Source organism: Kitasatospora sp. NPDC023118 (assembly GCF_055560875.1).
In genome coordinates this window covers 195,021-219,403 of sequence record NZ_JBVHHW010000008.1, presented here as the reverse complement: position 1 = coordinate 219,403, position 24,383 = coordinate 195,021, and the positions used below count along the sequence as shown (strand labels likewise).

24 protein-coding genes and 3 pseudogenes are annotated in these 24,383 nt (G+C 73.9%); 10 read left to right on the top strand and 17 right to left on the bottom strand.

Features of this window, described 5'->3' with window-relative positions:
* Positions 1–126 precede the first annotated feature (126 nt).
* The 7 genes from ACZ3UD_RS13170 to ACZ3UD_RS13140 all read right to left on the bottom strand — a co-directional run bounded on the left by ACZ3UD_RS13170 (position 127) and on the right by ACZ3UD_RS13140 (position 6,856).
* Positions 127–867, bottom strand: a complete 741-nt coding sequence (locus ACZ3UD_RS13170) for a PIG-L deacetylase family protein (protein WP_465585770.1) — start codon at positions 865–867, stop codon at positions 127–129.
* Between the two features lie 76 nt (positions 868–943).
* Complete coding sequence (locus tag ACZ3UD_RS13165; protein ID WP_465585768.1) at positions 944–1,231, bottom strand: helix-turn-helix domain-containing protein; 288 nt, start codon at positions 1,229–1,231, stop codon at positions 944–946.
* Positions 1,232–1,386: 155 nt separating this feature from the next.
* Positions 1,387–2,604 carry an MFS transporter gene (locus ACZ3UD_RS13160; RefSeq protein ID WP_465585766.1) on the bottom strand — a complete coding sequence of 406 codons (1,218 nt, stop codon included), beginning with the start codon at positions 2,602–2,604 and terminating at the stop codon, positions 1,387–1,389.
* A gap of 5 nt (positions 2,605–2,609) precedes the next feature.
* A complete protein-coding gene (locus tag ACZ3UD_RS13155) occupies positions 2,610–3,155 on the bottom strand; it encodes a GNAT family N-acetyltransferase (protein WP_465585765.1) in 546 nt (181 codons plus the stop codon).
* Positions 3,152–4,369, bottom strand: a complete 1,218-nt coding sequence (locus ACZ3UD_RS13150; protein WP_465585869.1) for a type III PLP-dependent enzyme — start codon at positions 4,367–4,369, stop codon at positions 3,152–3,154. Before ACZ3UD_RS13150 ends, ACZ3UD_RS13155 begins: the two co-directional genes overlap by 4 nt.
* Positions 4,370–4,484: 115 nt before the next feature.
* Positions 4,485–5,798, bottom strand: coding sequence for a DUF6271 family protein (locus ACZ3UD_RS13145; protein ID WP_465585763.1), 1,314 nt, complete (start codon positions 5,796–5,798; stop codon positions 4,485–4,487).
* Positions 5,780–6,856 (bottom strand): phytanoyl-CoA dioxygenase family protein, encoded by a 1,077-nt coding sequence (locus ACZ3UD_RS13140; RefSeq protein WP_465585761.1) that lies wholly within the window; start codon positions 6,854–6,856, stop codon positions 5,780–5,782. The genes ACZ3UD_RS13145 and ACZ3UD_RS13140 overlap by 19 nt, the downstream gene beginning before the upstream one ends.
* Before the next feature lie 467 nt (positions 6,857–7,323).
* On the opposite strand from ACZ3UD_RS13140, the gene ACZ3UD_RS13135 reads away from it, so the two are divergent.
* On the top strand, positions 7,324–9,261 hold the full coding sequence (locus ACZ3UD_RS13135) for an FUSC family protein (RefSeq protein WP_465585759.1): 1,938 nt from the start codon (positions 7,324–7,326) through the stop codon (positions 9,259–9,261).
* 24 nt (positions 9,262–9,285) lie between these two features.
* On the opposite strand, the gene ACZ3UD_RS13130 is transcribed toward ACZ3UD_RS13135, so the two are convergent.
* On the bottom strand, positions 9,286–10,689 hold the full coding sequence (locus tag ACZ3UD_RS13130; RefSeq protein WP_465585757.1) for an amidase: 1,404 nt from the start codon (positions 10,687–10,689) through the stop codon (positions 9,286–9,288).
* Positions 10,690–10,975: 286 nt separating this feature from the next.
* Between ACZ3UD_RS13130 and ACZ3UD_RS13125 the strand changes: the two genes are divergently transcribed.
* On the top strand, positions 10,976–12,325 hold the full coding sequence (locus tag ACZ3UD_RS13125; protein ID WP_465585755.1) for a cytochrome P450: 1,350 nt from the start codon (positions 10,976–10,978) through the stop codon (positions 12,323–12,325).
* A 104-nt stretch (positions 12,326–12,429) separates the two neighbouring features.
* Positions 12,430–13,152 carry a rhomboid-like protein gene (locus tag ACZ3UD_RS13120; RefSeq protein WP_465585753.1) on the top strand — a complete coding sequence of 241 codons (723 nt, stop codon included), beginning with the start codon at positions 12,430–12,432 and terminating at the stop codon, positions 13,150–13,152.
* Between the two features lie 25 nt (positions 13,153–13,177).
* Here ACZ3UD_RS13120 and ACZ3UD_RS13115 read toward each other — a convergent pair.
* Positions 13,178–13,471 (bottom strand): annotated as a pseudogene (locus ACZ3UD_RS13115) (YetF domain-containing protein); the annotation flags it as partial.
* Positions 13,472–13,543: 72 nt separating this feature from the next.
* Positions 13,544–14,344: a LysR family substrate-binding domain-containing protein gene (locus ACZ3UD_RS13110; RefSeq protein ID WP_465585752.1), complete on the bottom strand. Its 801-nt coding sequence runs from the start codon at positions 14,342–14,344 to the stop codon at positions 13,544–13,546.
* 58 nt (positions 14,345–14,402) lie between these two features.
* Between ACZ3UD_RS13110 and ACZ3UD_RS13105 the strand changes: the two genes are divergently transcribed.
* The 4 genes and pseudogenes from ACZ3UD_RS13105 (at position 14,403) to ACZ3UD_RS13090 (ending at position 17,188) form a co-directional block, all read left to right on the top strand.
* Entirely contained in the window at positions 14,403–14,831 is a 429-nt protein-coding gene (locus ACZ3UD_RS13105) for a DUF5997 family protein (protein ID WP_465585750.1), read from the top strand.
* Between the two features lie 118 nt (positions 14,832–14,949).
* On the top strand, positions 14,950–15,864 hold the full coding sequence (locus ACZ3UD_RS13100; RefSeq protein ID WP_465585748.1) for an SDR family oxidoreductase: 915 nt from the start codon (positions 14,950–14,952) through the stop codon (positions 15,862–15,864).
* Positions 15,865–15,973: 109 nt separating this feature from the next.
* Positions 15,974–16,153 (top strand): annotated as a pseudogene (locus ACZ3UD_RS13095) (DUF885 family protein); the annotation flags it as partial.
* A 300-nt stretch (positions 16,154–16,453) separates the two neighbouring features.
* Positions 16,454–17,188, top strand: a complete 735-nt coding sequence (locus ACZ3UD_RS13090) for a hypothetical protein (protein WP_465585747.1) — start codon at positions 16,454–16,456, stop codon at positions 17,186–17,188.
* 64 nt (positions 17,189–17,252) lie between these two features.
* Here the strand turns inward: ACZ3UD_RS13090 and ACZ3UD_RS13085 are convergent, their stop codons facing one another.
* Entirely contained in the window at positions 17,253–17,597 is a 345-nt protein-coding gene (locus tag ACZ3UD_RS13085; RefSeq protein ID WP_465585745.1) for a glycosyltransferase, read from the bottom strand.
* A gap of 155 nt (positions 17,598–17,752) precedes the next feature.
* Here ACZ3UD_RS13085 and ACZ3UD_RS13080 point away from each other — a divergent pair, with 155 nt between their 5' ends.
* Positions 17,753–17,995: a hypothetical protein gene (locus tag ACZ3UD_RS13080; protein ID WP_465585743.1), complete on the top strand. Its 243-nt coding sequence runs from the start codon at positions 17,753–17,755 to the stop codon at positions 17,993–17,995.
* A 137-nt stretch (positions 17,996–18,132) separates the two neighbouring features.
* Here the strand turns inward: ACZ3UD_RS13080 and ACZ3UD_RS13075 are convergent, their stop codons facing one another.
* From ACZ3UD_RS13075 to ftsH, 5 genes and pseudogenes are all read right to left on the bottom strand, one after another.
* Positions 18,133–18,900, bottom strand: coding sequence for an SDR family NAD(P)-dependent oxidoreductase (locus tag ACZ3UD_RS13075; protein ID WP_465585741.1), 768 nt, complete (start codon positions 18,898–18,900; stop codon positions 18,133–18,135).
* Between the two features lie 3 nt (positions 18,901–18,903).
* Positions 18,904–19,131 (bottom strand): TrmO family methyltransferase domain-containing protein, encoded by a 228-nt coding sequence (locus tag ACZ3UD_RS13070; protein ID WP_465585740.1) that lies wholly within the window; start codon positions 19,129–19,131, stop codon positions 18,904–18,906.
* A 216-nt stretch (positions 19,132–19,347) separates the two neighbouring features.
* The gene (nadE, locus tag ACZ3UD_RS13065; protein WP_465585738.1) at positions 19,348–20,187 is read right to left on the bottom strand and encodes an ammonia-dependent NAD(+) synthetase; all 840 of its coding nucleotides are present in this window, start codon (positions 20,185–20,187) and stop codon (positions 19,348–19,350) included.
* Positions 20,184–20,432 (bottom strand): annotated as a pseudogene (locus ACZ3UD_RS13060) (SMP-30/gluconolactonase/LRE family protein); the annotation flags it as partial. The gene nadE and the pseudogene ACZ3UD_RS13060, both read right to left, overlap by 4 nt.
* Positions 20,433–20,498: 66 nt before the next feature.
* Entirely contained in the window at positions 20,499–22,499 is a 2,001-nt protein-coding gene (gene ftsH / locus ACZ3UD_RS13055; RefSeq protein ID WP_465585736.1) for an ATP-dependent zinc metalloprotease FtsH, read from the bottom strand.
* A gap of 58 nt (positions 22,500–22,557) precedes the next feature.
* On the opposite strand from ftsH, the gene ACZ3UD_RS13050 reads away from it, so the two are divergent.
* Together ACZ3UD_RS13050 and ACZ3UD_RS13045 are read left to right on the top strand one after the other, a co-directional pair.
* Complete coding sequence (locus ACZ3UD_RS13050) at positions 22,558–22,764, top strand: hypothetical protein (protein ID WP_465585734.1); 207 nt, start codon at positions 22,558–22,560, stop codon at positions 22,762–22,764.
* A 330-nt stretch (positions 22,765–23,094) separates the two neighbouring features.
* Positions 23,095–23,679 carry a DUF1707 SHOCT-like domain-containing protein gene (locus ACZ3UD_RS13045; protein WP_465585732.1) on the top strand — a complete coding sequence of 195 codons (585 nt, stop codon included), beginning with the start codon at positions 23,095–23,097 and terminating at the stop codon, positions 23,677–23,679.
* 44 nt (positions 23,680–23,723) lie between these two features.
* Here ACZ3UD_RS13045 and ACZ3UD_RS13040 read toward each other — a convergent pair whose 3' ends face one another.
* On the bottom strand, positions 23,724–24,338 hold the full coding sequence (locus ACZ3UD_RS13040; protein WP_465585730.1) for a mycothiol-dependent nitroreductase Rv2466c family protein: 615 nt from the start codon (positions 24,336–24,338) through the stop codon (positions 23,724–23,726).
* Positions 24,339–24,383 lie beyond the last annotated feature (45 nt).

The window sequence follows — 24,383 nt, the reverse complement described above, 5'->3', positions numbered from 1 at the left end:
CGTGGGGGGGTTTCGCGCGCCTGCCCTGTGCGGGCGGGGGCGCCCCCCCGGCGCCGCCCCCCGCCCCGCCCCCCACGCCGGTAGCGCAGGCTGCGGCTCGGACTCCGGCTCCGCCGGGCCACCCGACTAGCGCAGCGGGAACACCTCGAACGGCACCGCGAAGCGCGTCCCCAGCCGGGTGCCCGCGCCACGGCCGAAGCCCTCCAGGAACTCCCGGGCATCCGCCATCGCCCCGCCCAGCCCGGCCAGGTACGCCTTGTGCTCCTCCAGCGAGGCGACACCGGCGTCGAAGGTGTCGGTGGTGTCCACCGCGTGCTTCGACTCCGGCGAGGCCGCCGCCCAGATCTGCCGCACCCCGTTCCACGGCTCGTGCCCCTCGTCCACCAACTCGCGGAACACCCAGCGGTTCCCGGCGTCCCGGACGCCGTCCAGGGTGGCCCGGCCGACCGCGATGTGGTCCGCCTGGTTGAGGAACACCCCGCCGTAGGTCTCCCGGAAGTTGCTGGTGATCACGATGTCCGGCCGGTGCCGTCGCACCACCCGGGCGATGTCCCGGCGCAGCGGCAGCCCGTACTCCACCACTCCGTCCGGGTACCCGAGGAACTCCACGGTCTCCACCCCGACCACCCGCGCCGAGGCGATCTGCTCGGCCTCCCGCAGCGGCCCGCACTCCTCGGGGCTCATCGAGTCGATCCCGGCCTCGCCGCTGGTGACCATCACATAGATCACCTTCTTGCCCTGCGAGGTCCACCGGGCGACGGCCGAGGCGCCGCCGTACTCCATGTCGTCGGGGTGGGCGACGATCGCCACCGCGGTCTGCCAGTCCTCGTCGACGTGCTCGAAGGGCTCGGGGGCCTGCTCGGTCATGCTGTCCTTCCGTTCATGATTCCGAAGTCGAATACCAGCGACTCCGGCCTTTCGGCCGGAGAGATCCGTAACGGTGTCACCACAGCGTGAGCGCCGTGTTCTCCTCCCACCAGTCGGCGAACCGGGGGTCGGTCTTCTCGGCCTCGTTGAACACCTTCCGCAGCGCGGGCAGTGACCAGGGCCGCCACTCGGTCAGCTCGGATTCGGGGATGCCGTAGCACTCCTGCGCCTTCCGCTGCCACCATGGCGCCTCCACCCATGACACCCCCCAGTCGTACGCGGCCCGAGCCGCGCCGCAGTGCGAGCGGAGCCGGGTGTCCTGCTCGGCGTTCGGGTCCAGCGCGAAACGGTACGCCTGGACCACGAACCCAGGGCGCTCCTCAGCCTTCCGCGCGAAACCCTCGCGGCCAGAACCGGATCAGCAACGTCTCGGACGATATCGGACGGCACTGACAGACAAGCTCGCCCGGCACATCCGTGACGGGGACGCGGGTGTGCCGGGCGAGGACTGAGGGGGGATCAGCCGGCCTCGGGACTGAGCTGAGCGGCGGCGGCAGCAGGTTGCGGCCAGCGGATGCGGGTGGCGCAGAGCGAGACCACGGCGGCGGAGGCGGCGACGGCGGCCATGCCCCAGGCCAGGCTGGTGGCGCCGGCGATGAAGCCGATGGCGGCGGGGCCGGCGAGCAGGCCGGTGGTGCCCGTGGCGGCGACCAGGGAGAGGGCGTCGGAGCCCTGGCGGGCGGCGGCGACGTAGACGCACGGGGTGACGGCGGCGACGCCGAGGCCGACGCAGGCGAAGCCGAGCAACGTGGGGACGACGCCGCCGACCAGCAGGGCGAGGGCCAGGCCCAGGCCGGCCAGCAGGCTGCCGGTGCGGACGATACGGCCGTCGCCGAAACGGGTGCGCCAGCCGTCGGCGAAGATCCGGGCGCAGACCATCATCACCGAGACCACGGCGATACCCATCGGGGCGAGTCCGGCGCCGGCGTGCACCACGTCCTTGAGGTAGAGCGCGGACCAGTCGTTCATGGCACCCTCGGTGACGGTGCCGAAGACCATCGCCAGGCCCATCCAGAGCGTCGCCACGGCGGGCAGGGTGAAGCCGCGCCCCTCCTTCCGCCCTTTCCGCGTCAACTCCTTCCGCTCCGTCGGCGAGGCGGCTTCCTGCGGGCCGTCGGCCAGCAGCCCGCACCTGGCCGCGACGACCAGCACCGCCAGCAGCAGCGAGGCCAGGCCGAAGTGGACGGCGAGGGTGCCGGTGAAGGCGTTGACGCCGGAGGCCAGCAGCGCGGCCAGCAGCGAGCCGGCGCTGAAGGTGGCGTGCAGCCTGGACATCGTGGTCCGCTCGAAGCGGGCCTCCAGCGCGGCGCCCTGGGCGTTCATCGCGACGTTCAGGCAGCCGACCGCGACGCCGTCGCAGAACAGCACCAGCAGGGTGACCGGGTAGTTCGGCACCACCGACAGCGCGAGCAGGACGACGCCCAGGGCGAGCGCGGACAGCACCGAGAGCAGGCGGGAGCCGAACCGCCGCATCAGCGCCGCGACCAGCGGGAAGGACACCGCCGCGCCGATCCCGCAGGTCATCAGCAGCAGGCCGATCTGGGCCTCACCCAGGTCGAGCCGGGCCTTGAGCGCGGGCACCCGGGAGACCCAGGTCGCGTACTGGAATCCGAGGACGAAGAACAGTGCGCCGATGGCCAGTTGGGAGCGGCGAAACTCGTCGCGTACGGGGGACATGCGCATCAGCCCACTTCGGCTCTGGAGGGGGACGGGACGGGATCGGCCGGGGCGGTTTCCAGGGCCTTGGCCATGTAGACCGCCTCGGCGCCGTAGCTCGCGGGCAGGGCGATCCCGGGCCGGGCCCGGTAGCCGAGCGGGGTCCACAGCACCTGCGAGCCGCGCACCGCGACCAGTGAGAGCGTCCGGTAGCCGGCCGCCCGTCCGGTCTCCTCCAGGTGCCGCAGCATCCGGTGGGCCAGGCCCCGGCCGCGCGCCCGCTCGGCGATCACCAGGTCGTGGGCGTGCAGGTTGCTCGCCGGTACGCCGCCGCCGGACTCGGCCCGGCTGAGGTCCGGGCAGCGGAACAGCGGGTACGGCAGGGCGAGCAGGTAGCCGCCGAAGCCGCCTGCGTGCTCCAGGACGAAGCAGGTGGAGGGCGAGGCGCGGTGCCGGGAGCGCAGCGCCGCGCCGCCCTCGGACAGGCCGCTGGCGGCGTAGGCGCGTTCCTCGGCCGCGATGACGGCCGGCCAGTCGTCCTCGCGGAGCGGCCGGATCCGGGTGTCGGTCATGCCTCGTCTCCCTCGGCCTCGCCGCCGACGCAGGTGTACGGCGGCGGCGCGAAGCCGTTGAACCCCCGGGTGGCGTAGGCGGTGGAGTACGCGCCGCAGGAGTGGATCCACACGGGGTCGCCGGAGGCGACCGCGTCCGGGACCCGTACCAGGCCGTCCTCCTGGGCGTACGCGTCGTCGCTGTCGCAGGTCGGCCCGGCCACCACGGCGTTGACGAACTGCCCGCCGGGGTGGGTGGGGAACTCCAGCCGGTACTGCAACTGGTCCATCTCGTAAAGGCCGTTGAACTTTCCGCAGCTCAGGTAGAGCCAGTCCTCGCGGGTGCCGTCGAGCCGGCGGCGGGAGGAGAGCCGGGCGACGTGGGCGCGGATCGCGCCGTGGTCGGCGACCAGGTGGCGGCCGGGTTCCAGCAGGAACTCCAGCGGGGCGGCGTTGACGGCGCGCAGCCGTTCCATGCCCTCGCGGATCACCGCGAACATCTTGTCCAGCGGCGGTTCGAGCGGGCGGCCGTGCCGGTCCAGCACGCCGAGGGCGGGCAGTCCGCCGCCGAGGTTGATCCGATTCGGCACGATGCCGCGCCAGTTGAGCGCCTCCAGCACGGCGGCCAGCGACTCGACGGCCGCTCCCCAGGCCTCGGCGGTCATCTGCTGCGAGCCGACGTGGACCGACAGACCGGAGGGCACCAGCCCGGAGGTGCGGGCGGCGTCCAGCACCCGCAGGGCGTCCTCGGGCGAGCAGCCGAACTTGTGGCTGAGACCCCACAGCGCGCCCTCGCCGGTGGTGGCCAGGCGGCAGAACACCCGTGAGCCGGGGGCGTGTTCGGCGATCGCGGCGACGTCCTCCAGGCTGTCGGTGGCGAAGTCGCGCACGCCCAGCCGGTAGGCCTCGGCGATGTTGCGGTCGGACTTCACGGTGTTGCCGTAGTGGATCAGTTCGGGGGCGACCCCGGTGCGCAGCGCCTGGGCGATCTCCTGCGGCCCGGCCGCGTCGAAGCCGGAGCCGAGCCGGGCGAGGTGGTCGAGCACCTCGTCGACCGGGCAGGCCTTCATCGCGAACCGGACGGCGACACCGGGCAGTTCGACGCACAGGGCGGTGTACTGGCGGCCGATGCCGTCCAGGTCATAGATCAGGGTGTCCTCGGTGGCGGAGGCGAGCGCGGCGCGCAGGGCGGTGTGGTCGTGCGGGTCGCGGCGGGACGCGGTGTCGGCGTGCACGGCGGCCCGGGCGGTCGGGGCGCGGTGGCCCGGGCGCTGGACGCCGGTTCCGCAGCCGTCGGCCTGGTGGCGCGGGTCGGTGGTCTGACGTATCACGGATGAACTCCCGGTCCGGCTAGCGCGGCAGCCGTTCGGTGGGGGTGGCCTTGCTCGCCCGCACCAGCGGGCCCCACGCGTCGATCAGCAGCGCGAAGTCCTCGATGTCCGCCTGCGCCTCGTCGAGCAGACGCGCCCGTCGCGGCGCCAGGTGGTCGGCGAACTCGGCGTACTTCCCGCCGAGTCGGCGGTAGCAGCGGTCGAGTTCGGCGAGCCGCCGGTGGTTGTCGGTGCGGTCCGTCGCGGCGCTGCGGCGGGCGCAGTCGGCGATCACCTCGGGGCGGACGTGGTGCCGCTCGTCGAGCAGGGTGTCGCCGGCCAGCTCCATGTCGGCGTAGACCGGGTAGAGGTAGAGCATGGAGAGCAGGAACTTGGCGTAGCGCTCCTGGTAGGCGGTGAAGCCGGAGCCGGTGCGGCGTTCCGGGGTGTAGTAGTTGACGATGTGCCGGTTGTGGGTGACCCCGGGCAGGGTGGCGTCGTACACCAGGTGGTGCAGGAAGTAGTCGCTGCCGATGGTGTCGGTGGCGGGCGGCAGCGGCACGCGCTCGTACACCTCGTGGTCGAGGGCGAGGTTGCACATGTCGATCCGCCAGATGTCGGGCCGGTCGAGCACGGCGCGGTCGGCGGTGAAGGGCTCGGTGCCGGCGCCGATGAAGGATTCGGCGACGAGTTCGCGCTTCTGGTCCCCGGTGGCCTCGCCGGGTGCCCAGAGCGCGACCACGTCGTGGTAGACCTCGGGGTCGAGGTCGCGGATCTCGCCGAGGTCGACGGAGAGTTCGCCGATGAAGGAGGCGCCGACCAGGGCGACGGGCTTGTCGGCGTCGGTCGGGTCGAGGGTGTGCTCGGTGACGGCGGCGGCCGCGTCGGCGGCCCTGGCGCCGATCGTGGCGAGCTCGTGCTCGATCGGGAATACCGGTTCGCCGTCGAGCAGTTGGTAACGGCTGTCGGAGTCGCGGCGGTGCACCGACGTGCAGCCGAGCGCGGCGGCCAGCAGGAAGGCCCGGTTGGTGCAGGCGCCGTAGGAGACGGCGTCGGGCAGCATCAGGTCGAGCAGCTTGTCCGGCCCGGCGAGGCCGGAGCGCTCGATCGCCTCGCGCAGGAAGGCGCGTTGGGCCGCCTCGTCCAGGTGGTGGACGACCACGCCTTCGGCCGGCGGCAGCGCGGCGACGGCCTCGGCGTGGCGCTGGCGGGCCGGCGGGTCGGCGGAGTCGAGCACCAGCAGGTGCACCTGGACGCCGAACCGCCGTGCGGCGTAGGCGGCTTCGGCACCGATCGCGGTGATGGTGCCCGCGCACGCGCGGTTGGTGGGCAGGGTCAGGCAGACGGCGCGCATTCCCGCTCCCCCGTGGGCTCCTCGAAGACATGACCGGTCCAGGACCGCAGGCCGAGCAACTTCTCCCCCAGTTCGGTCAGTTCGGCCGGCCCGTAGCGCAGCGCCTCGGGCTTGTCGGCGTCCCCGACCAGGGTGCGGTTCCAGTCCGGGGTGCTGAGGGTGCGCCAGGACTCGACCCGGGAGCGGCGCAGCGGCTCGGCCTCTTCCAGGGCGGGCATCATCGACAGGTACTGCACGGCGCGCACGCCGCCGGCCGAGGTGTTTCGGGCGACGCCGTGGGCCAGCAGGCCGTTCCAGATCAGCAGGTCGCCGGCCTTCAACTCGGGCCGGATCACCGGGAACTCGTCGCGGTCGACGGCCGGGCGGATCGGGTCGCGGTCGGCGGGCTGGGCGGCCTGCCACGCGTTGAAGCGCCGGAACAGCTCCGGGTCGCACTGGAAGCCGCCGTGGTCGGGTTCGGTGTCGTTGAGCGCGATGATGCCCTGGACGCGCTGCGGCAGCATGCCCTGGGTGGTGTCGACGTCCCAGTGCAGTTCGATGTCGAAGCCCTTGTCGGTGGGTTCGATGAGCGCGCGGTCGCGGTTGCGGACGTTCGGCGGGTTGAGGTTGAGCCGGTCGAGGGTGACCCACAGCTCCTCGCAGTCCCACACGTCCACGAAGGCGTCGTAGACGCGCTGCGACTGGCGGCTGTCCCAGATGAGTTGGTGGTGGTAAGCCTCGACGAAGCCGTAGATGTGCAGGTGCTGGTCGAGTTCGTCGCGGTAGTCGCGCTCGCGGTACCACTCCTCGGGGCGGTCGGGCGACAGGCCCTGGAAGTCCCAGGCGAAGTCGAGCAGGCGCTTGGCGGCCTCGGCCGGGATCGCCTGCTCCACCACGACGTAGCCGTAGGTCTGCCAGTGCGCGTAGTCCTGCTCGGAGAGCACCCGCAGCGGGCGCTCCTTGCGCAGTTCGCGCAGGGCGGTGCGGGCGAGGTAGCTCTCGGTGTCGGCGCTGAAGTAGGGGCGCGGCGAGGCGGCCCGGTAGAGATATTCCTCGGGGTGTTCGTCAGGGCTCGGCATGGGCGGTCACTCCATGGTTCGTGGTCGATTCGGCGCTTCCTCGGGCGCCCGGTGCGGGCACGGCGAGCCGACGGCCGGTCGTTCGGCCGGAAGGGGAATTCGGTGCACGGACCGGACGCCCGTCCGCGTGCGCTCCTTCTCGCCTCGGTCCGCGAGCACGGGACAGCGCCATGCCAGGAGGGTCAACTCGCCCGTTCGGCAGGGCCTCTCACCCCGCATCAGCCTCTGCCGAACCGCACTCCCCATACGTTGGACTAGACCAACTAATGGTGTCAACCCTTTCCCGCGGGTTGCCGATCGGGAAATCAGCGCAGTTCACGGTGGCTCTCGCGGTTCGCTTGATGTTTCGGAGGCTGACATAAGGACGGGTATGTTTCGGAAATTGACATAACCGGGAGCGGTGAACCACGGCGCCCCGCGCACCGTTACGCCGGGCCCGCGCCGCCCGCCCGCCGTAGCTTGGGACTGTGGCACGCACCCGGCTGGCCCCGCCCGGCTGGCTGACCGAGGGCCTGCGGCCCCGGGACACGCCGATCCCCTGGGCCGCGGTGGCCCGCGCCTCGGTCGCGCTCGCCGCCCCGCTCGCGGTGGGCACCGCCGCCGGGCGGCCCGGCTACGGCGCGCTGGTGTCGATGGGCGCGCTGTCCGGCGTCATCGGGGACACCGCCGACGCCTACCGGATGCGGGTGTTCAACATCGCCGTGCCGCAGCTGATCGGCGCCCTCGGGGTGCTGGTCGGCACCCAGGTGTACGGCTCCGGCTGGACGGCCGTCGTGGTGCTGACCGTCGTCGCGCTGGTCTCCGGCATGATCTCCTCGATCGGCGCGGTCGCCTCCGTCTCCGGACTGCTCCTGTTGCTCAACACCGTGATCGGAGCCGGCCTGCCGATGCCCTCCCCCTGGTGGCTGCCGCCCGCCCTGCTGCTGCTCGGCGGCCTGGTGGTGCTCGCCCTCACCCTGCTGGCCTGGCCGCTGCGCGGCGGCACGCCCGAGCGCGGGATCGTCGCGGACACCTACCGGGCGGCCGCCGAGATACTGGAGGCCGCCGGCTCGCCCGGCTACGACGCCAAGCGGCGCGAGCTCACCCATTCGCTCAACCAGTCCTACGACCTGCTGCTGGCCCGCCGCGCGCGCCGACACGGCCGCTCCCCCACCCTGGTCCGGCTGCTCGCCCAGCTCAACGCGGTGATCCCGGTGGTCGAGGGCGCCTCGGCGGTCCACCTGCGCCCGCCCGAGTTCGGCCCGCTGGCGCCCGGCTACCCGGCCGCCGTCCGCGAGTTGGCCGCGGCCGTCGAGCTGGGCCGCACCGGCCCCGCGCCCCCGCCCGACCTGCCCGAACCGCGCGGTCCCTCCACCCGCGCGCTGGAGGAGGCCATCCGGCACGCCGCCGCCGTGGTGCACGAGGCCGAGCCGGACCCGTACGCCTCCGACGACCGGCTCGGCCGGCCCGCCGCTCTGGAGGTCCGGGCCCGGCGGGCGGCCCGGGCGCTGCTGCTGTCCGGGGCGTCCTGGCGGTACGGACTGCGGCTGGCGCTGTGCATCGGGCTGGCCCAGGTGCTGGTGTCGGTGATCGCGGTGCCCCGCTCGTACTGGGTGACGCTGACCGTGACCTTCGTGATGAAGCCCGACTTCGGCTCGGTGTTCTCCCGCGCGGTGCTGCGCGCGCTCGGCACGGCCGCCGGGCTGCTGATCGCCGTTCCGGTGCTGGCCGAGGTGCCGCACGGCTGGTGGGACGTGCCGGTGATGGCGGCGCTAGCCACGCTGATCCCGGCGCTGTCGGCCAAGGGGTACGCCTTCCAGACCGCGGCGATCACCCCGGTGATCCTGCTGCTCTCCGACCTGCTCAACCACCAGGGCTTCCACCTGGTGCTGCCCCGGCTCTACGACTCGCTGATCGGCTGCGGCATCTCGCTGCTGGCCGGCTACCTGCTGTGGCCGGAGTCCTGGCACACCCGGATCGGCGACCGGCTGGCCGACGCCGTCCAGGACACCGCGTCGTACGTGTCGCTGGCCTTCACCACCGCGCCCGGCCACGACGAGCCGGCCCGGGCCCGCTACCGGCGGCGGCTCTACCGGGACCTGTCCACCGTGCGCGGCGAGTTCCAGCGGGCGCTCACCGAGCCGCCGCCGGTCGGCGCCCGGGCGGAGGCCTGGTGGCCGTTGGTGATCGCGGTGGAGCGGATCGTGGACACCACCACCGCCACCCGGGTGCGGGTCGAGCACGGCGCGACCGCGCCGACCTCGGCCGAGGTCGGCGCGGTCGCCCGGGAGCTGACCGACCTGGCGGAGGCACTGCGCACCGGCGCCCCGCTGCCCCCAGCCGCCCCGGACGCGCTGGCACCGGACTGCGCGCTGGCCCGGCTGCTCCACGAGGTGCACGCGGCGAGGTCGGTCGCGGCTCCGTGACCACGGGGCGCGGCGTCTTGCGGGTCAGTCCTGGATGCGCCGCCAGGGCCGGTCCGCCTCCAGCGCGAAGGCCAGCTCCAGCAGCAGCCGCTCCTGCCCGTGCGCGGCCGACAGGTGCACCCCGATCGGCAGGCCGCCGGGCGCCGCCCCGGTGGGCAGCGCGATGCCCGGGCCGCCGGTCACGTTGTTGACCGGGGTGAAGGCGACGTAGCGCAGCAGCCGCTCGACCAGCTCGTCGAAGGCCACGTTCGGGCTCAGGTGGCCGATCGGCGGGGCGGTGTGGGCGAGCACCGGGGAGAGGATCGCGTCGTGGTCGCGGAAGATCCCCGCGTACACCGCCTCGGCCCGGCGCAGCCGGCGCAGCACCCCCGGGGTGCGCGGGAACTCGGCCTGGAAGCGGCGGCGCAGACCGGTGGTCAGGCCGTCCAGCCTGCCGCCGCGGAAGCTCGGGTCGAGCACCAGCCGGCCGGTGACCGCGATCACCCAGGCGATGTAGCCCCAGTACGAGAGGAAGTCTCGGGAGAACTCCTCGCCGAAGGGCAGGGTGGTCGGCTCGACCCGGTGACCCATCGCCTCCAGCCGGGCGGCGGTCTCCTCGACCGCCCGGCGGGTCGGCTCGTCGGTCTTGGCGATCGGCGAGTCCACCACCAGCCCGATCCGCAGCGGGCGCCCGCCCGGGCCCTCGACCAGGCCGAGCGGGGGCAGCTTCGGGTTGTGGTGGTGGCGTTCGGCGGCGGCGAGGAAGGCGGCGGTATCGCGCACCGAGCGGGTCACCACCCCGTCGGTGACCAGGTCGATCGGCAGTTTGCCGCCCTGGGCGTTAGTCACCAGCCGGCCCCGGGTGGGCTTGAGGCCGATCAGTCCGCAGCAGGCCGCCGGGATCCGGATCGACCCGCCACCGTCGTTGGCGTGCGCGATCGGCACCACGCCGGCGGCGACCAGCGCGGCCGAGCCGCCCGAGGAGGCGCCCGCCGAGTGCGAGGGCTTCCAGGGATTGCGCACCGGCTGGGCGGTGGCGAACTCGGTGGAGGCGTTGAGGCCGAACTCGGGCAGCCGGGTCTTGCCGAGCACGGCCAGGCCGGTGGCCAGGAACTGGTCGGTGAAGCGCGCGTTGCGGCGGGCCGGGCGGGCGCGGAAGGCCTCGCTGCCCATGGCGGTCGGCAGGCCGCGCAGGTCCACGTTGTCCTTGAGGTAGGTCGGCACGCCCCAGAGCGGGCCGCCGATGCCCTCCCGGCTGATCCGCGGCCGTTCGTACGAGGCGTGGGCGACGGGCAGCAACGCGCCGTCGATCCGCCCGGCACGGGCGACGGCCGCGGCGACCAGCTCGCGGGGGTTGACCTCGCCGGCCCGCACCAGGGCGGCCAGCGCCACCGCGTCGTGCGCGCCGAGGGCGTCGTCGGTGAACGCGTGGGCCCGCTCGTCGGTCATTCAACTCCCCATTCCCCGCCGGGCCTTCTACTGCCCGGTAGTACTGGCCGGTAGTCTCACAAAGAGTTCGCAGTGTAGGCACGCGACACCACCGCCCGATAGCCCCACGTCGGGGCTCGCCACGGGCGGCCGTACCGCGATCCGTCAAACACCGGACGGCGCACGGGCGTTCGGCATGCGCCCCCGCGTTCACCCCACCCGCCGGTCCCGAACCGTTTCACCGGCGGGCTCCGGGAAAGATCCCGATCGCCCATCGATCCGGCCATCCCCACCCGAGGTGACGCCCGTGACCACCCAGTACCACCCGACCGCCCGATACACCTCGGCCACCGCCCCCGGCGCGCTCCCCCTGCTCGGTCACGTCCCCGCCTTCGTCCACCGCCCCTTCGGCTTCATGGCCGGCCTGGCCGCCCACGGCGACCTGGTCAGGCTCCGGCTCGGCCCGCTCGACGCGTACGTCGCCTGCCACCCCGACCTGGTGCGCCGGCTGCTCACCGAGGACCGCACCTACGACAAGGGCGGGGTCATCATCGACAAGGCCCGCGAGGCCTTCGGCAACGGCCTCGCCACCTGCCCCGCCGCCGACCACCGGCGCCAACGCCGCATGCTGCAACCCGCGTTCCACCGCGACCGGCTGCCCGGCTACGCCGCCATGATGGCCGAGGAGATCGCCGGCACCATCGCCCCCTGGCGCGACGGCGACGTGATCGACGTGCCCGCCGCGATGTACCGCCTCACCACCGCCGTCACGGCCCGCTGCCTGTTCGCCGCCCACGAACGGGCCGGCTCACTGCCCGTGCACGAGTGCATGGACGTGGTCACCCGGGGCGTCGCCCGGCGCATCATGCTGCCGATCCCCGGCGCCGACCGGATCCCCACCCCCGGAAACCGCCGCTTCCGCCGCGCCGAGCGGAACCTGCGCGAGATCACCAAGCGGCTGATCGCCGACTACCGCGCCGCCGGCACCGACCGCAACGACCTGCTCTCCATGCTGCTCAGCGCCCTCGACGAGAACGGCACCGGCCTGTCCGACACCGAGGTCCACGACCAGGTGGTCACCTTCCTGCTGGCCGGCATGGAGACCACCGCCGCCACCCTCTCCTGGGCCTGGACCCTGCTCGCCGCCAACCCGGCCATCCGCGACCGCCTGCACGCCGAACTCGACACCGTCCTCGACGGGCGCCCCGCCCGCTACGAGGACCTGCCCGCGCTGCCGCTCACCGCCCGGATCGTCAGCGAGACGCTGCGGCTCTACCCGGTGCCCTGGGTGCTCAGCCGCACCGTCGCCGCCGACGCCGAGCTCGGCGGCCACCGCATCCCGGCCGGCGCCACCATCCTGTTCAGCCCCTACCTGCTGCACCGCCGGGCCGACCTGTTCCCCTGCCCCGACCGCTTCGACCCCGACCGCTGGCTCACCACCGCCCGCCCCGCCCCCGGCACCTACGTCCCCTTCGGCCTCGGCGCCCGCCGCTGCATCGGCGAGGCCTTCGGCACCACCGAGGCCGCCCTCGCCATCGCCACCGTCGCCGCCCGCTGGACCGTCACCCCCACCCCCGGCCGCCCGGTCCGCCCCGCCCGCAGTTCCTCGATGTCCCCCCGCCCCTTCACGGCGACGCTGGCCCGCCGGGCGCGATGAGGGGCGCGCGGGTCACGCAGTGATCGGAGTTCGGTACTGTCCCGGCGGGGCCGGCCACAGGTGTGCCGGCCGGACCTGCCGTTCGACCGGGACACCATCACACCATGAACGCTCGTTCCCCGTTGGGGCTCCTGACCGGGCTGCTGCGCGCCGTCCGGACCTACCCGCGCCGCTCACCGCTGACGTTCGGTTACGTCGGCCTGCTCCTGCTCGGCCACGCCTGGGTCGAGTACGAGCTCTCCGACGCGGGGGCCGACGACCTGCGGGAGTACATCAGCACCAACCTGGACAACCTTCACGACCACCCGGTCAGGGCCCTGTTCGGCAGCGCGCTGCTGTACGACGGCACGCTCACCGACGTCACCTCGACCGGCTTCGGCGGCACCCTGATCACCCTCGGCCTCGGCATCGTCGTCAGCCTGGCCTGGGCCGAACGCCGCTACGGGACGCTGCGCGCCGCCGCGGTGTTCCTCGCCGGGCACATCGGCGCCACCCTGATCACCGCCCTGGTCATCCTGCTGGCCCTGCGGCAGGACTGGTACCCGCAGAGCGTGCGGGCGGCCTCGGACTACGGCATCAGCTACGGCGCCCAGGCCGCCCTCGCGTTCGTGGTCCTCGCCCTGCCCCGCTGGGCCCGGCTGCCCTGGGCCGCCTTCGTCCTGGCCTGGCCACTCGGCGGCGACCACGCATGGCCCGGCCCGCTCCCCGAGTTCACCACCGTCGGCCACCTCCTCGCCGCCGCCCTCGGCTTCGCCCTGGCCGCCGTCACGGCCGCCACCACCCGCCACCGCACGGGCGCACCCGCCACCGCAGGCCCGAAGGGGTGACCATCCGCCGACGGCCACCTCCCCGTCAGCGGGGCGGCCGGCCTCCGGCCGCCATGCCGGCCAGCAGCCGCTCGATCGTCGCCAGCCGTTCCCGCAGCTCCTCGACGTCGCTCCTGGTGGCGCTCTGTTCGGCCGCCCGGAGGGTGACCAGCAGCTGCCCGTCCGATTCCAGCCGGGCGCGGGCCACGTCGCTGACGCTGTCGCCGTTCTGGACCCGGATGGCGTGTTCCGGCTCGGACGGGCGCAGCGCCAGGCTGTGCAGCGCGCCGGGGACGAGCTTGCCGTCGCGGACGACCGTGGCGGGTTCGCCCTCCAGGACGCGGGCGGCGCGCGGGTCGCGGGCGAGCCAGCGGGTGTTCCGGGACGGGGCCGACGCTACGCCACGCGCCCGCTACGAGCGCCGCTTCGGCTTGCCGCGCCGGGCGGCGGCCGCCCCGCCCCGCCCCGCGCTCTTCTGGCCCGTGCTCTTCTGCCCGCCGGCCCGCTGCTGCCCGCCCGCCTTCTGCTGCTGCGGCTTGCGCGGCGCCGCCGCCTTCCTCGGCTGAGCGGCCGGGGCCGCCGAGGCCTGCCCGGCACCCCGCCCGCGCGAGCTGTTGACCGTCCGCCCCCGGACGATCCCGATGAACTCCTCCACCAGGTCCGTCGTCCGCTCCTGCAGCCAGGACAGCGCGACCTGCGACTGCGGCGCCTCCACCACCGGCCGGTAGGTGAGGTCCCGCCGATGGTGCAGCCGGGCCAGCGACTGCGGGACCAGCAGCACGCCGACGTTGGCCGCCACCAGCTCGATGGCGTCCGCCGTGGTCGCCGGGCGCTCGATGGCCGGGCGTCCGGGCAGGGCGTCGGCGGCCCAGCCGAGGGTGTCGTCGAGCGGGTGGAAGACCACGTCCTCGGCGAGGTCGTCGAGGGTGACCTCCTCGGCGGCGGCGAGCCAGTGGTCCTTGGGGAAGACCACGACGGTGGTCTCGGTGTACAGCGGGATCGCGCTGAGCACGTCTTTGTCGACCGGCAGACGGATCAGCCCGGCGTCCGCCGAGCCCTCCCGCACGGTCCGCTCGCCCTCCTCGGACGGGACCGCGACGAGGTCGAGCGGGACGTCCGGGAGCCGCTCGCCCCAGACCCGGGCCCATTTGCCGGGGGTCACGCCCGGGACGTACGCGAGCCGGAAGGACGGGTTCACCTGCATGTCTGTCACAGGGCAAGGCTACCGACCGTGACCGGAAGCGCCCGCGCACTCCCTTACCCTTGTCCTCATGACATCGCTCAAGCAGAAGACCAGCCAGACCATGAAGCCGGCCACGGCGGCCAAGAAGCTGGGGATCTACCTCTCCGCGGCGCCGACCGACTTCCAGGAGGGCGTGGTCTCCCGCGAGGAGCTGAACGCGCTGCAGGCCGAGCCGCCGCAGTGGCTCCAGGAACTGCGCAAGAACGGCCCGCACCCCCGCCCGGTGATCGCCGCCAAGCTCGGCATCTCGATCTCCGGCCTGGCCCGCGGCGGCGTGACCGAGGCGCTCACCACCGAGCAGATCGAGGCGGTCAAGGCCGAGAACCCGCTCTGGCTCCAGCACGAGCGCGCCAACCAGGTGGACGTCCGCAAGGAGAACGCCCGGATCAAGGCGAAGCACGAGAAGGAGGCCGCCGAGGCCGCCGCGAAGGCCGCCAAGGAGTCCCAGGCCCGCTGACCCGCTGACGCGCGCCCCGGCGCCGTTTGTCAGACCCCTGCGCTTGGATGGTGCCGGCGTTCGTCCACGGACGGGCGTCGGCACGGCCATGAGCACGTTCGCACGGGAGGGCAGGCAGATGGCGGCAGCACTGAACGGTCGGATCGCCCTGGTCGCGGGAGCGACGCGGGGCGCCGGGCGGGGCATCGCGGTGGAGCTCGGCGCGGCGGGCGCGACGGTGTACGTGACCGGGCGCACCACCCGGGAGCAGCGCTCGGAGTACGACCGGCCCGAGACGATCGAGGACACCGCCGAGCTGGTCACCGCGGCGGGCGGCCGGGGCATCGCGGTGCCGACGGACCACCTGGTCCCGGCCCAGGTGGCCGCCCTGGTGGAGCGGATCGAGGCCGAGCAGGGCCGGCTGGACGTCCTGGTGAACGACATCTGGGGCGGCGAGAAGCTGTTCGGCTGGAACACCCCGGTCTGGGAGCACAGCCTGGACGACGGCCTGCGGCTGCTGCGCCTGGCGGTGGAGACCCACGCGATCACCAGCCACCACGCCCTGCCGCTGCTGCTGAAGAACCCGGGCGGCCTGCTGGTGGAGATGACGGACGGCACGGAGGAGTACAACCGCGCCACCTACCGCAATTCCTTCTTCTACGACCTGGCCAAGTCCTCCGTCCTGCGGATGGCCTTCTCCCTGGGCCACGAGCTCGGCTCGCGCGGCGCCACCGCCGTGGCCCTGACCCCTGGGTGGATGCGCTCCGAGATCATGCTGGAGCACTTCGGCGTGACCGAGGAGAACTGGCGCGAGGCCGTGGCCCGGGAGCCGCACTTCGGTATCTCGGAGACCCCGTACTACGTCGGCCGGGCGGTCGCCGCGCTGGCCGCCGACCCGGAGGTCGCCCGCTGGAACGGCCGGTCGCTCTCCAGTGGGAAGCTGGCCCAGGAGTACGGCTTCACCGACCGGGACGGCAGCCGCCCGGACTGCTGGCGCTACCTGGTCGAGGTGCAGGACGCGGGCCGGCCGGCCGCGCCGGAGTCCTACCGCTGAGCGTCCGCGACCCTGACTGAATCCTGAATTCCGCTTCGACGGCGGCGCGTTCACCACGCGCGGACGGAACTCCCTTCCCTCCGTCGCGTAGTGACCGCTCGCCTGGCCGGGCCCGGCCACCGCGTACCTGATCGGCCGTCGGGAGATCCTCCGGCACCGCGAGCGGGCCCGGGCCGCGCTCGGCGGGCGCTTCGACATCCGCGAGTTCCACCACCAGCTGATCGGGCACGGCAGCCTGCCGCTCGGGGTGCTGGAGGACCTGATCACCGAGTGGATCGCCGCGCACTAGCCGCGCACCAGCCGCGACGGCGCCGGTGGGGAGGCCCGCCCCCACCGGCACCGCGGGGGCTCAGAAACCGGGCGGTCCCCAGCACCGAGTCGAGTGCCCCTCGTCCGAGGTCGGGTAGCGGGCGCGCCCTGCCGTCGCGTCAGGAATGCGGAAACGATTCCGCGCGCCCGCGACAGACCTCCCGCGCCCGGACGTGGCGTCACCCGTTCGGCCCCCTCCACACGGTAGTGTCCGCTGGCGCGGCCATCGGCACATCGCCGGCCGGCCGCACGTGTACCCGCAACGACCTGGAGGAACTCCGTGCCGGCTCCCGCCCGAGGCGCCCTCGCCATAGCCGCGGCCGTCCTGCTCGCAGCAGCCGCGGGCTGCTCGTCCAGCGGCGGCCACACCGCCAGGGACAGCGGCCACGGCAAGGCGAGCGCCCACAGCTCCGCCCCGGCGGCCGGCGGCGACGCCGCCCAGCCCGCCCCGGCCGCGATCGTGACCGGGCCCGGCCCGAAGCCCTCGTACGACGTCCAGCCGCAGCCCGCGGCGGGCAGCTGCCACTTCCGCTACACGGCGGACAAGCAGCCGCTGCCCGACCCGAACTGCACCCCGGGCGCGATCAGCCCGGCGGTCAACCAGGGCAACATCAACGACACCATCTGCAAGCCGGGCGGCTACACCTCGACCATCCGTCCGCCGGCGAACATCACCGGCAAGGAGAAGGCCGAGAACGCCAAGTCCTACGGCTACACCGGCCCGATGGGCGACGCCGAGTACGACCACCTGATCAGCCTGCAGCTCGGCGGCGACCCCAACGACCCGCGGAACCTGTGGATCCAGCCGCCCTCCCCCGGCCACGTCCCGGGCAAGGGCCCGAACAACCCCAAGGACTCGGTGGAGACCCACCTGCACACCGCGATCTGCAAGGGTCAGGTCACCCTGGCCGCGGCCCAGTCCGCGATCGCCACCGACTGGACCACGGCCGAGGCCAAGGTCGGCCTCAAGCCCGCCGCCGCGCCCACCCCGGAGGCGGACGCGGACGGCGACTGACGGATCGTTTCCCCGACGACGTTCGGGGCTGCAGCGCCTCTCGGGGCCACAGCCCCTCTCGGGGCTACAGCGACTCCACCAGCCCGGCGATGGTGTCGAACGGCCGGTACTCCGCGAACTCCGCGCCCAGCGCGCGGGCCCGCTCGCGGAACCGGCCCTCGCCGAGCACCCGGTCCACCGCCCGGCCGACCGCCTCCGGCGCCGGGCGGTCGGTCCGCAGGTCCAGCCCCATACCCGCCCACTCCACCCGGGCCGCCACCTCCGGCTTGTCCTCGCTCGCCCCGGCCACCACCAGCGGCACCCCGTACCGCAGCGCGGCCTGCACCCCGCCGTAGCCGCCGTTGCTCACCAGCACGCCGGTGTGCGGCAGCAGCCGGTCGAACGGGACGTATCCCGGCGGCGCGGACATTGCCCGGCAGGCTGCCGCCGAGCGGCTCGGCCAGCCGCTGCGGCCCGTCCGGGCGGGCGGTGGCGGCCACCACCAGCAGGTCGTCCCGGTCCGCCAGGGCGCGGACGGTCGGGGCGACCAGCTCGCCGAGGTCGGTGTTGGCCAGCGTGCCCTGGGTGACCACCACGACCGTCCGCTCGCCGGTCACCTCCTCCCACCACCCGGGCAGCGGCCGCTCGTCGCCGACGAGGCCCGGCAGCGCGCCGATCAGCCGGTACGAGGCGGGCGCGTCGCTGCGCGGGTACTCGAAGCCCGGCACGGTCAGCTGCAGGTACGCGTCCGGCACCGTCACCTGCGCCTGCCCGCGCGGGCCCTCCGGCAGCCGGACGCCCGCCTCCGCGAACACCTTCTCGGCGTAGCGCCGCAGCGGCTCGCCGCGCCGCTCCATCTCCTCCTGCAAGGCCCGGTTGCGGGCCCGGCCCTTGTTCGGGCCCGGCGCGTTCTGCTCGTTCTGCGACTCACCGTAGGCAGGGGTGGTAGACGACCGATGAACAGCTCATCTGCCCAGTACCGCACCGCCGTTCAGGCCGATCACCTGCCCGGTGAGGTAGCCCGCCGCCGGGGAGGCGATGTAGGCGACCGCCTCGGCCACGTCCTCGGGGGTGCCGGCCCGACCGACCAGGGTGTCGGCGATCTTCCGGGCGTGGAACCCCTCGTCCCGCTCGGCGCCGAAGATCTCGGTGTCCTCGACGTAGCCGGGCGCCAGCACGTTCACCGTGATCCCGTCCGGCCCCAACTGCCGCGCCAGGCCGAAGGACCAGCCGTGCAGGGCGGCCTTCGCGGCGGCGTACGAACCGGCCGAGTGCGGGCCCGCACCGCCGCGCTGGGCGGCCGCCGAGCTGATCACCACCAGCCGACCGCCGGGGCGGCGCAGCGCGCCCTGGAGGGCGGTGGTCAGCAGCACGGCGGTGAGCAGGTTGGTGTCCAGGTCCCGCCGCCAGGACGCGGCCAGGGCGGCCAGGCTGTCGTCCTCGGGCGGGGTGATGATCGCGCCCGCGTTGTTCACCAGCACGTCCACCGGCCCGAGTCCGGCGATCCGGGCGGCCACCGCCCCGACCGCCGCCGGGTCGGTCAGGTCGCCCGCCAGCGGCACGACCGTGCCCGCTCCGGCACCCCACTCGATCTCCTCCCGGGCCTGCTCCAGCACGGCCGCCCGGCGGCCGAGGATCACCACCCGGTTCCCGTCCCCGGCCAGCCGGGCGGCGATCGCCCGCCCGATCCCGGTCCCGCCGCCGGACACCACCGCGAGTCGCTCCTGGCCCACCGGTCAGGCCTCGCCGTCGTCGTAGGCGCGCATCAGCTCCGTCGACCACGCGGGCTGCCGGACCTCCCCGCGCGGGCCGAACTCGCCCATGTACGGCTTGATGTCGAGCACCGGCGTACCGGCCACCGCGTCCAAGCCGGTGACGTGCGGCTCCAGTCCGTCCACCCGGACCAGCGCGCAGCGGGAGGCCCCGACCACCCACCCCACCGGACGCACCGTCACTTCGTCCACGCCGACTCCCCCTTCGGACCAACGACCGTTCACCCGGTACCGTAACCGGGCTCACGCCCCGACGATCAAGGGGGTCACCGGTCCGTCAGCCACGGCGACCGGGTCCAGCGGTTCGGGTACCCGCGGACCCGGCTGGGCCGAGCTCACCGGGGGCGCCGAGGGCGTCACCCACCGCCGCTCCGGGGACGGCTCCGGCCGCGCGTGCCGCCCGGTCGGTCAGGACTGGCCCGGGGTGATCGGCAGACCGCGCTTGTGCTCGGTGCGGCGGTAGTGGCCGAGGACGGTGTCGAATACCTCCTCGCTGACCGGCAGGCCCTCCAGGAAGTCGTCCAGGGCGTCGTACTCGACGCCGAGGGCCTCCTCGTCGGGGCGGCCGGGGGCGAGGTTCTCCAGGTCCGCGGTGGGGATCTTGCCGACCAGTTCGGCGGGCGCGCCCAGCACCGCGGCGATCGAGCGCACCTGGCGCTTGGTCAGCCCGGAGAGCGGCATGACGTCGGCCGCGCCGTCGCCGTACTTGGTGAAGAAGCCGACGGCGGCCTCGGCCGCGTGGTCGGTGCCGACGACCAGGCCGCCCGAGGCGCCGGCGGCCGCGTACTGGACCACCATCCGCTGGCGGGCCTTGACGTTGCCGCGCACGAAGTCCTCGTGGGCGTGGTCGGTGAAGGTCAGCCCGGCCGCCAGCAGCGCGTCCAGGGCGGCGTCGGTCGCGGGCTTGATGTCGACGGTCAGCACCTCGTCGGCGCGGATGAAGTCGAGCGCGCGCTGGGCGTCCGCCTCGTCCGCCTGGACACCGTAGGGCAGCCGCATCGCGGTGAAGCCGGCCCGGTACCCCTCGGCCCGCAGCCGCTCGACGGCGAGCTGGCAGAGCCGCCCGGTGGTGGTGGAGTCGACGCCGCCGCTGATGCCCAGCACCAGGGTGCGCGCACCCGAGGCCCGCAGTTGCTCGGCCAGGAAGGCCACCCGCCGCTCGGCCTCCTTCGCGGGGTCGGGGACGGGCGCCACCCCGAGGGCGAGGGCGATCTGCCGCTGGAGGTCCACGGGTGGGGTCTCGGTCATGCCGACTCCTTGGGGAAGGTCACACGGTGGGTGCCCGTCATCGTCGTCACCGGCGAGTACAGCGAGGTGGTGGCGGTGGTGAACAGGCGGTTGTTCTCCGTGCCACCGAAGGTGGTGTTGGAGACGGGCTCGGGGACGAGGATACGGCCGATGAGGGTGCCGTCGGGCGCGTAGCAGTGGACGCCGTCCTCGAAGGCGGCCGCCCAGAGCCGGCCGCCGAGGTCGAAGCGGGTGTTGTCGAACCGCCGTCCGAAATTCGGCACCCAGGCCACGGTGGTGCTGGAGACCTTCTTCGAGCGCCCGCCCAAGCCTTAGACCTCGGCCTCGGTCCCGGCCTCGGTCCCGGTCCCGGCCTCGGTCCCAGGCGCGGGGTGCCGCAGGATGTCCAGCACCACGCGGCCGTCCACGGTCTCCTGGGCGACCAGCAGCGCCGCCAACTCGTCCAGGTGGTGCCGGTGTTCGCGCAGCAGCTGGACGGCCCGGCGCTCGGCACCGCGCAGCAGGGCGGCCACCGCCTCGTCCACCGCGCGCTGGGTCTGCTCGGAGTACGGGCGGCGCAGCAGGTCCTCGGGGCGCTCGCCGAGGTACTGCGGGGAGCCGCTGGAGTAGCCGACCGGGCCGAGGTCCGGGGAGAGGCCGAACTCGCGGACCATCCGGGTGGCCACCGAGGTGGCGTTGGCCAGGTCGTTCGCGGCGCCCGTCGAGCCCTCACCGAAGACGACCAACTCGGCGGCCCGACCGCCGAGTTGGACGGTGATCAGATCGTTCAGGTAGCTCTCGCTGTACAGGTGCCGCTCAGCCTCGGGGAGTTGCTCGGTGGCGCCGAGCGCGACGCCCGCCGGGAGGATGGTCACCTTGGCCACCGGGTCGGCGTGCTCGCACAGCGCGGCCATCAGCGCGTGCCCGGACTCGTGCACGGCGACGGAGTGCCGCTCCTCGGGCAGCAGCGCGTTGGAGGACTCCCGGCGCCCGAGCAGCACCCGGTCGCGGGCGTCGTCGAGGTCGGCCGCGGTGATGGTGGCGCGTTCGGCGCGGACCGCGTTGATCGCGGCCTCGTTGACCAGGTTGGCGAGGTCGGCGCCGGAGAAGCCGGGGGTGCCGCGGGCGATCCGGCCCAGGTCGACGTCCGGGGCGAGGGTCTTGCCCCGGGTGTGCACGGCGAGGATGGCCGCCCGCTCGGCCTGGTTGGGCAGCGGCACGGTGACCTGCCGGTCGAACCGGCCGGGGCGCAGCAGGGCCGGGTCGAGGGCGTCCGGCCGGTTGGTGGCGGCGATGACGACGATCCCGGTGCTCTGGTCGAAGCCGTCCATCTCGGAGAGCAGCTGGTTGAGGGTCTGCTCGCGCTCGTCGTTGCCGCCGATCCGGGAGCCGCCCGCGCGGCGGCCGCCGACCGCGTCGATCTCGTCGATGAAGATGATGGACGGCGCGCGCTTGCGAGCCTCCTCGAACAGGTCGCGGACCCGGGAGGCGCCGACACCGACGAACATCTCCACGAATCCGGAGCCGGTCACCGAGAGGAACGGCACCGAGGCCTCCCCGGCGACCGCCCGGGCGAGCAGCGTCTTGCCGGTGCCCGGCGGGCCGACCATGATCACCCCGCGTGGCCCCTTGGCTCCGGCGGCGGCGTACCGCTCCGGGCTGCGCAGGAAGTCGACCACCTCGCTGACCTCCTGCTTCACCCCCTCGTACCCGGCCACGTCGGCGAAGCCGGTGGCGGGCCGCTCGGCCTCGATGATCTTCGCCCGGGAGCGGCCGATCGCGCTCAGCCCGCCGCCGAGCGATCGTGCGGCCATCCGGCCCGACCAGAGGAACAGTCCGCCGAAGATCAGCAGCGGCAGGAACAGCAGGAGGGTGGACCAGAGCGAGCTGCCGTTGCCGGAGCGGCTGGCGGTGATGTTCACGTGCTGGTCGGAGAGCGCGTGGCTGAGCTGGGAGGTGTCCAGGGCGGTGGGGATCTGGCTGGTGAAGCGGGTGCCGTCCTTGAGCGTGCCGCTCACCCCGCCGGTGTCGCTGACGTCCACGGTCTGCACCTGGCCGGCGTCGACCCGGTTCAGGAAGTCGGTGTAGCCGTAGCGGGCGCCGGTCGGGGCGGACTTGGAGAACAGCACGAGCAGGAGCAGGGTGACGAGCACGGCGACGGGCAGCAGCCAGCGGCGCCACGAGGGCGCGGGGGGCTTGGGCGGGGTGCCACCGGGGCCGGGCCGCTGCCATGGACCCGGGCCCTTGCCGGGGCCGCCGGGGCCGGAGCCGGGTCCCGTTCCGGGCGGGGTCGCGGGGTGGCGGGCAGCGCGCAACCGCGTTCGTACGATCATCCACGCTCACCGCCTCTCGGCGCCGCTACCCGGAACCCCGCGCGGGGCCTTCCTCTCCATGGTCGGACGCTCCGAGCCCGGACGGGAGGCCGAACAGGTACCGGCCGAACGCGGGCTGCCCGTCCCACCGGGCTTCCGCGGCGTCACGGCGATCCGCAGGAGGGCGTCGCAGAGCAGGCAGAAGGCGAAGAACCGGCTGAAGAACGGATCCGCCTGCCAGGGGCTCGCCGTCCGCGGCGGCCGCGCCAGCGTCCGGTACGGCTGACCCCGCAGGGGCGGCAGCTGCTGGAGCAGGAGCTGCGGTCGATGGCGAAGGTGGCCACCGCCGGGCTGGCCAGCCTCAAGGTGAACCCCGCGTGAGCGGCGGGCGTCCGCGGCGGCCGGTCAACCTGTTCCGGCTCTACCCGGCGCCGACGCGCGAGCACTGGGGCGAGGAACCGGCGGAGGAGGTGCGGTCGGCCGACTGGCGTGCCGGACCCGGGCTGCCGGCGCCCTGCTCGCCACCGCCGCCCGCCGCGGCCCTCAGGGATCTGCGCCAGACCGGAAGCTGACCCTCCGTCGACCGGCCGCGGCGCCGGTGATCTACAGTCCTCCCATGAGCAACCCGGACCAGCTGCCGATACGAACGACCCCGGAGACCCAGGTGGAGCCCCGCGCCGGGGACGCCGACCGAGAGGCGGTGGCCGAGCGGCTGCGCATCGCGGCGGGCGAGGGCCGCATCGACCTCGGGGAGCTGACGGAGCGACTCGACCGCGCCTACGCGGCCCGGACCTACCGCGAACTCGACGCCCTGGTGGCGGATCTGGGCGGCCAGCCGTCCGCCGCCGGATCCGGGGCCGACGCGCTGGTCCTCAAGCCCAGGTCGGGCAACATCCGGCAGAGCGGCCGGTGGACGGTGCCCTCGCGGATCGTCGCCGAGTGCCGGATGATGCACATCGAGATCGACTTCACCGAGGCCGTCTGCGCGCACCGCGAGGTCACCGTCGAGGCGGCGTGCGGTGCGGGCCACATCCGGCTGATCGTCCCGGCCGGCTGGGGCGTGCGGGTGGACGGGTCGAGCACCAACACCGGCCACATCGTCAACAAGGCCGCCGAGGTGGCGGAGCCGGGGGCCCCGACCGTGACCGTCGTCGGCCATCCCCGGTCGGGGCTGATCAAGATCAAGCAGCGCCGCCGCTGAAGGGACACCGCCGAAGGGACGCCCCTTCCGCGGCGGCCCGCCGGTCAGGAGAAGTCCAGCGACCCCGTCCGAGTCCGCTTGAGCTCGAAGAACTTCGGGTACCCGGCCAGCAGCCGGACCCCGTCGAAGACCCGTACGGCGTCCTCCCCGCGCGGGATCGCGCTCAGCACCGGGCCGAAGAAGGCGACGCCGTCCACGTGGATGGTCGGGGTGCCGACCTCCTCGCCGACCGGGTCCATGCCCTCGTGGTGGCTCTTGCGCAGCGCGATGTCGTACGCGGTGCTGTCCGCCGCCTCGGCGAGCTCCTCGGGCAGGCCGGCCGCGACCAGGGCCTCGCGGATGAGGGTGTCGTCGGCGGCGCGGTCCTGGTCGTGCAGGCGGGTGCCGAGCTCGGTGTAGAGGTCGCGCAGGACATGCTCGCCGTGCTTCTCGGCGGCGGCGACGCAGACCCGGACGGGGCCCCAACCCGTGGTCATCAGGCGCTGGTAGCGCTCGGGCAGGTCGGTGCGGCCCTCGTTGAGGACGGACAGGCTCATCACCCGGAAGCTGAGGTCCAGCTCGCGCTGCTTCTCGACCTCCAGGATCCACCGGGAGGTGATCCAGGCGAAGGGGCAGACGGGATCGAAGTAGAAGTCGACTTTGGTGGCGTTTTTGTTCACATCGGCGACCCTAGGGCCCGATTGGACCACTCCCCAGGGCCAATC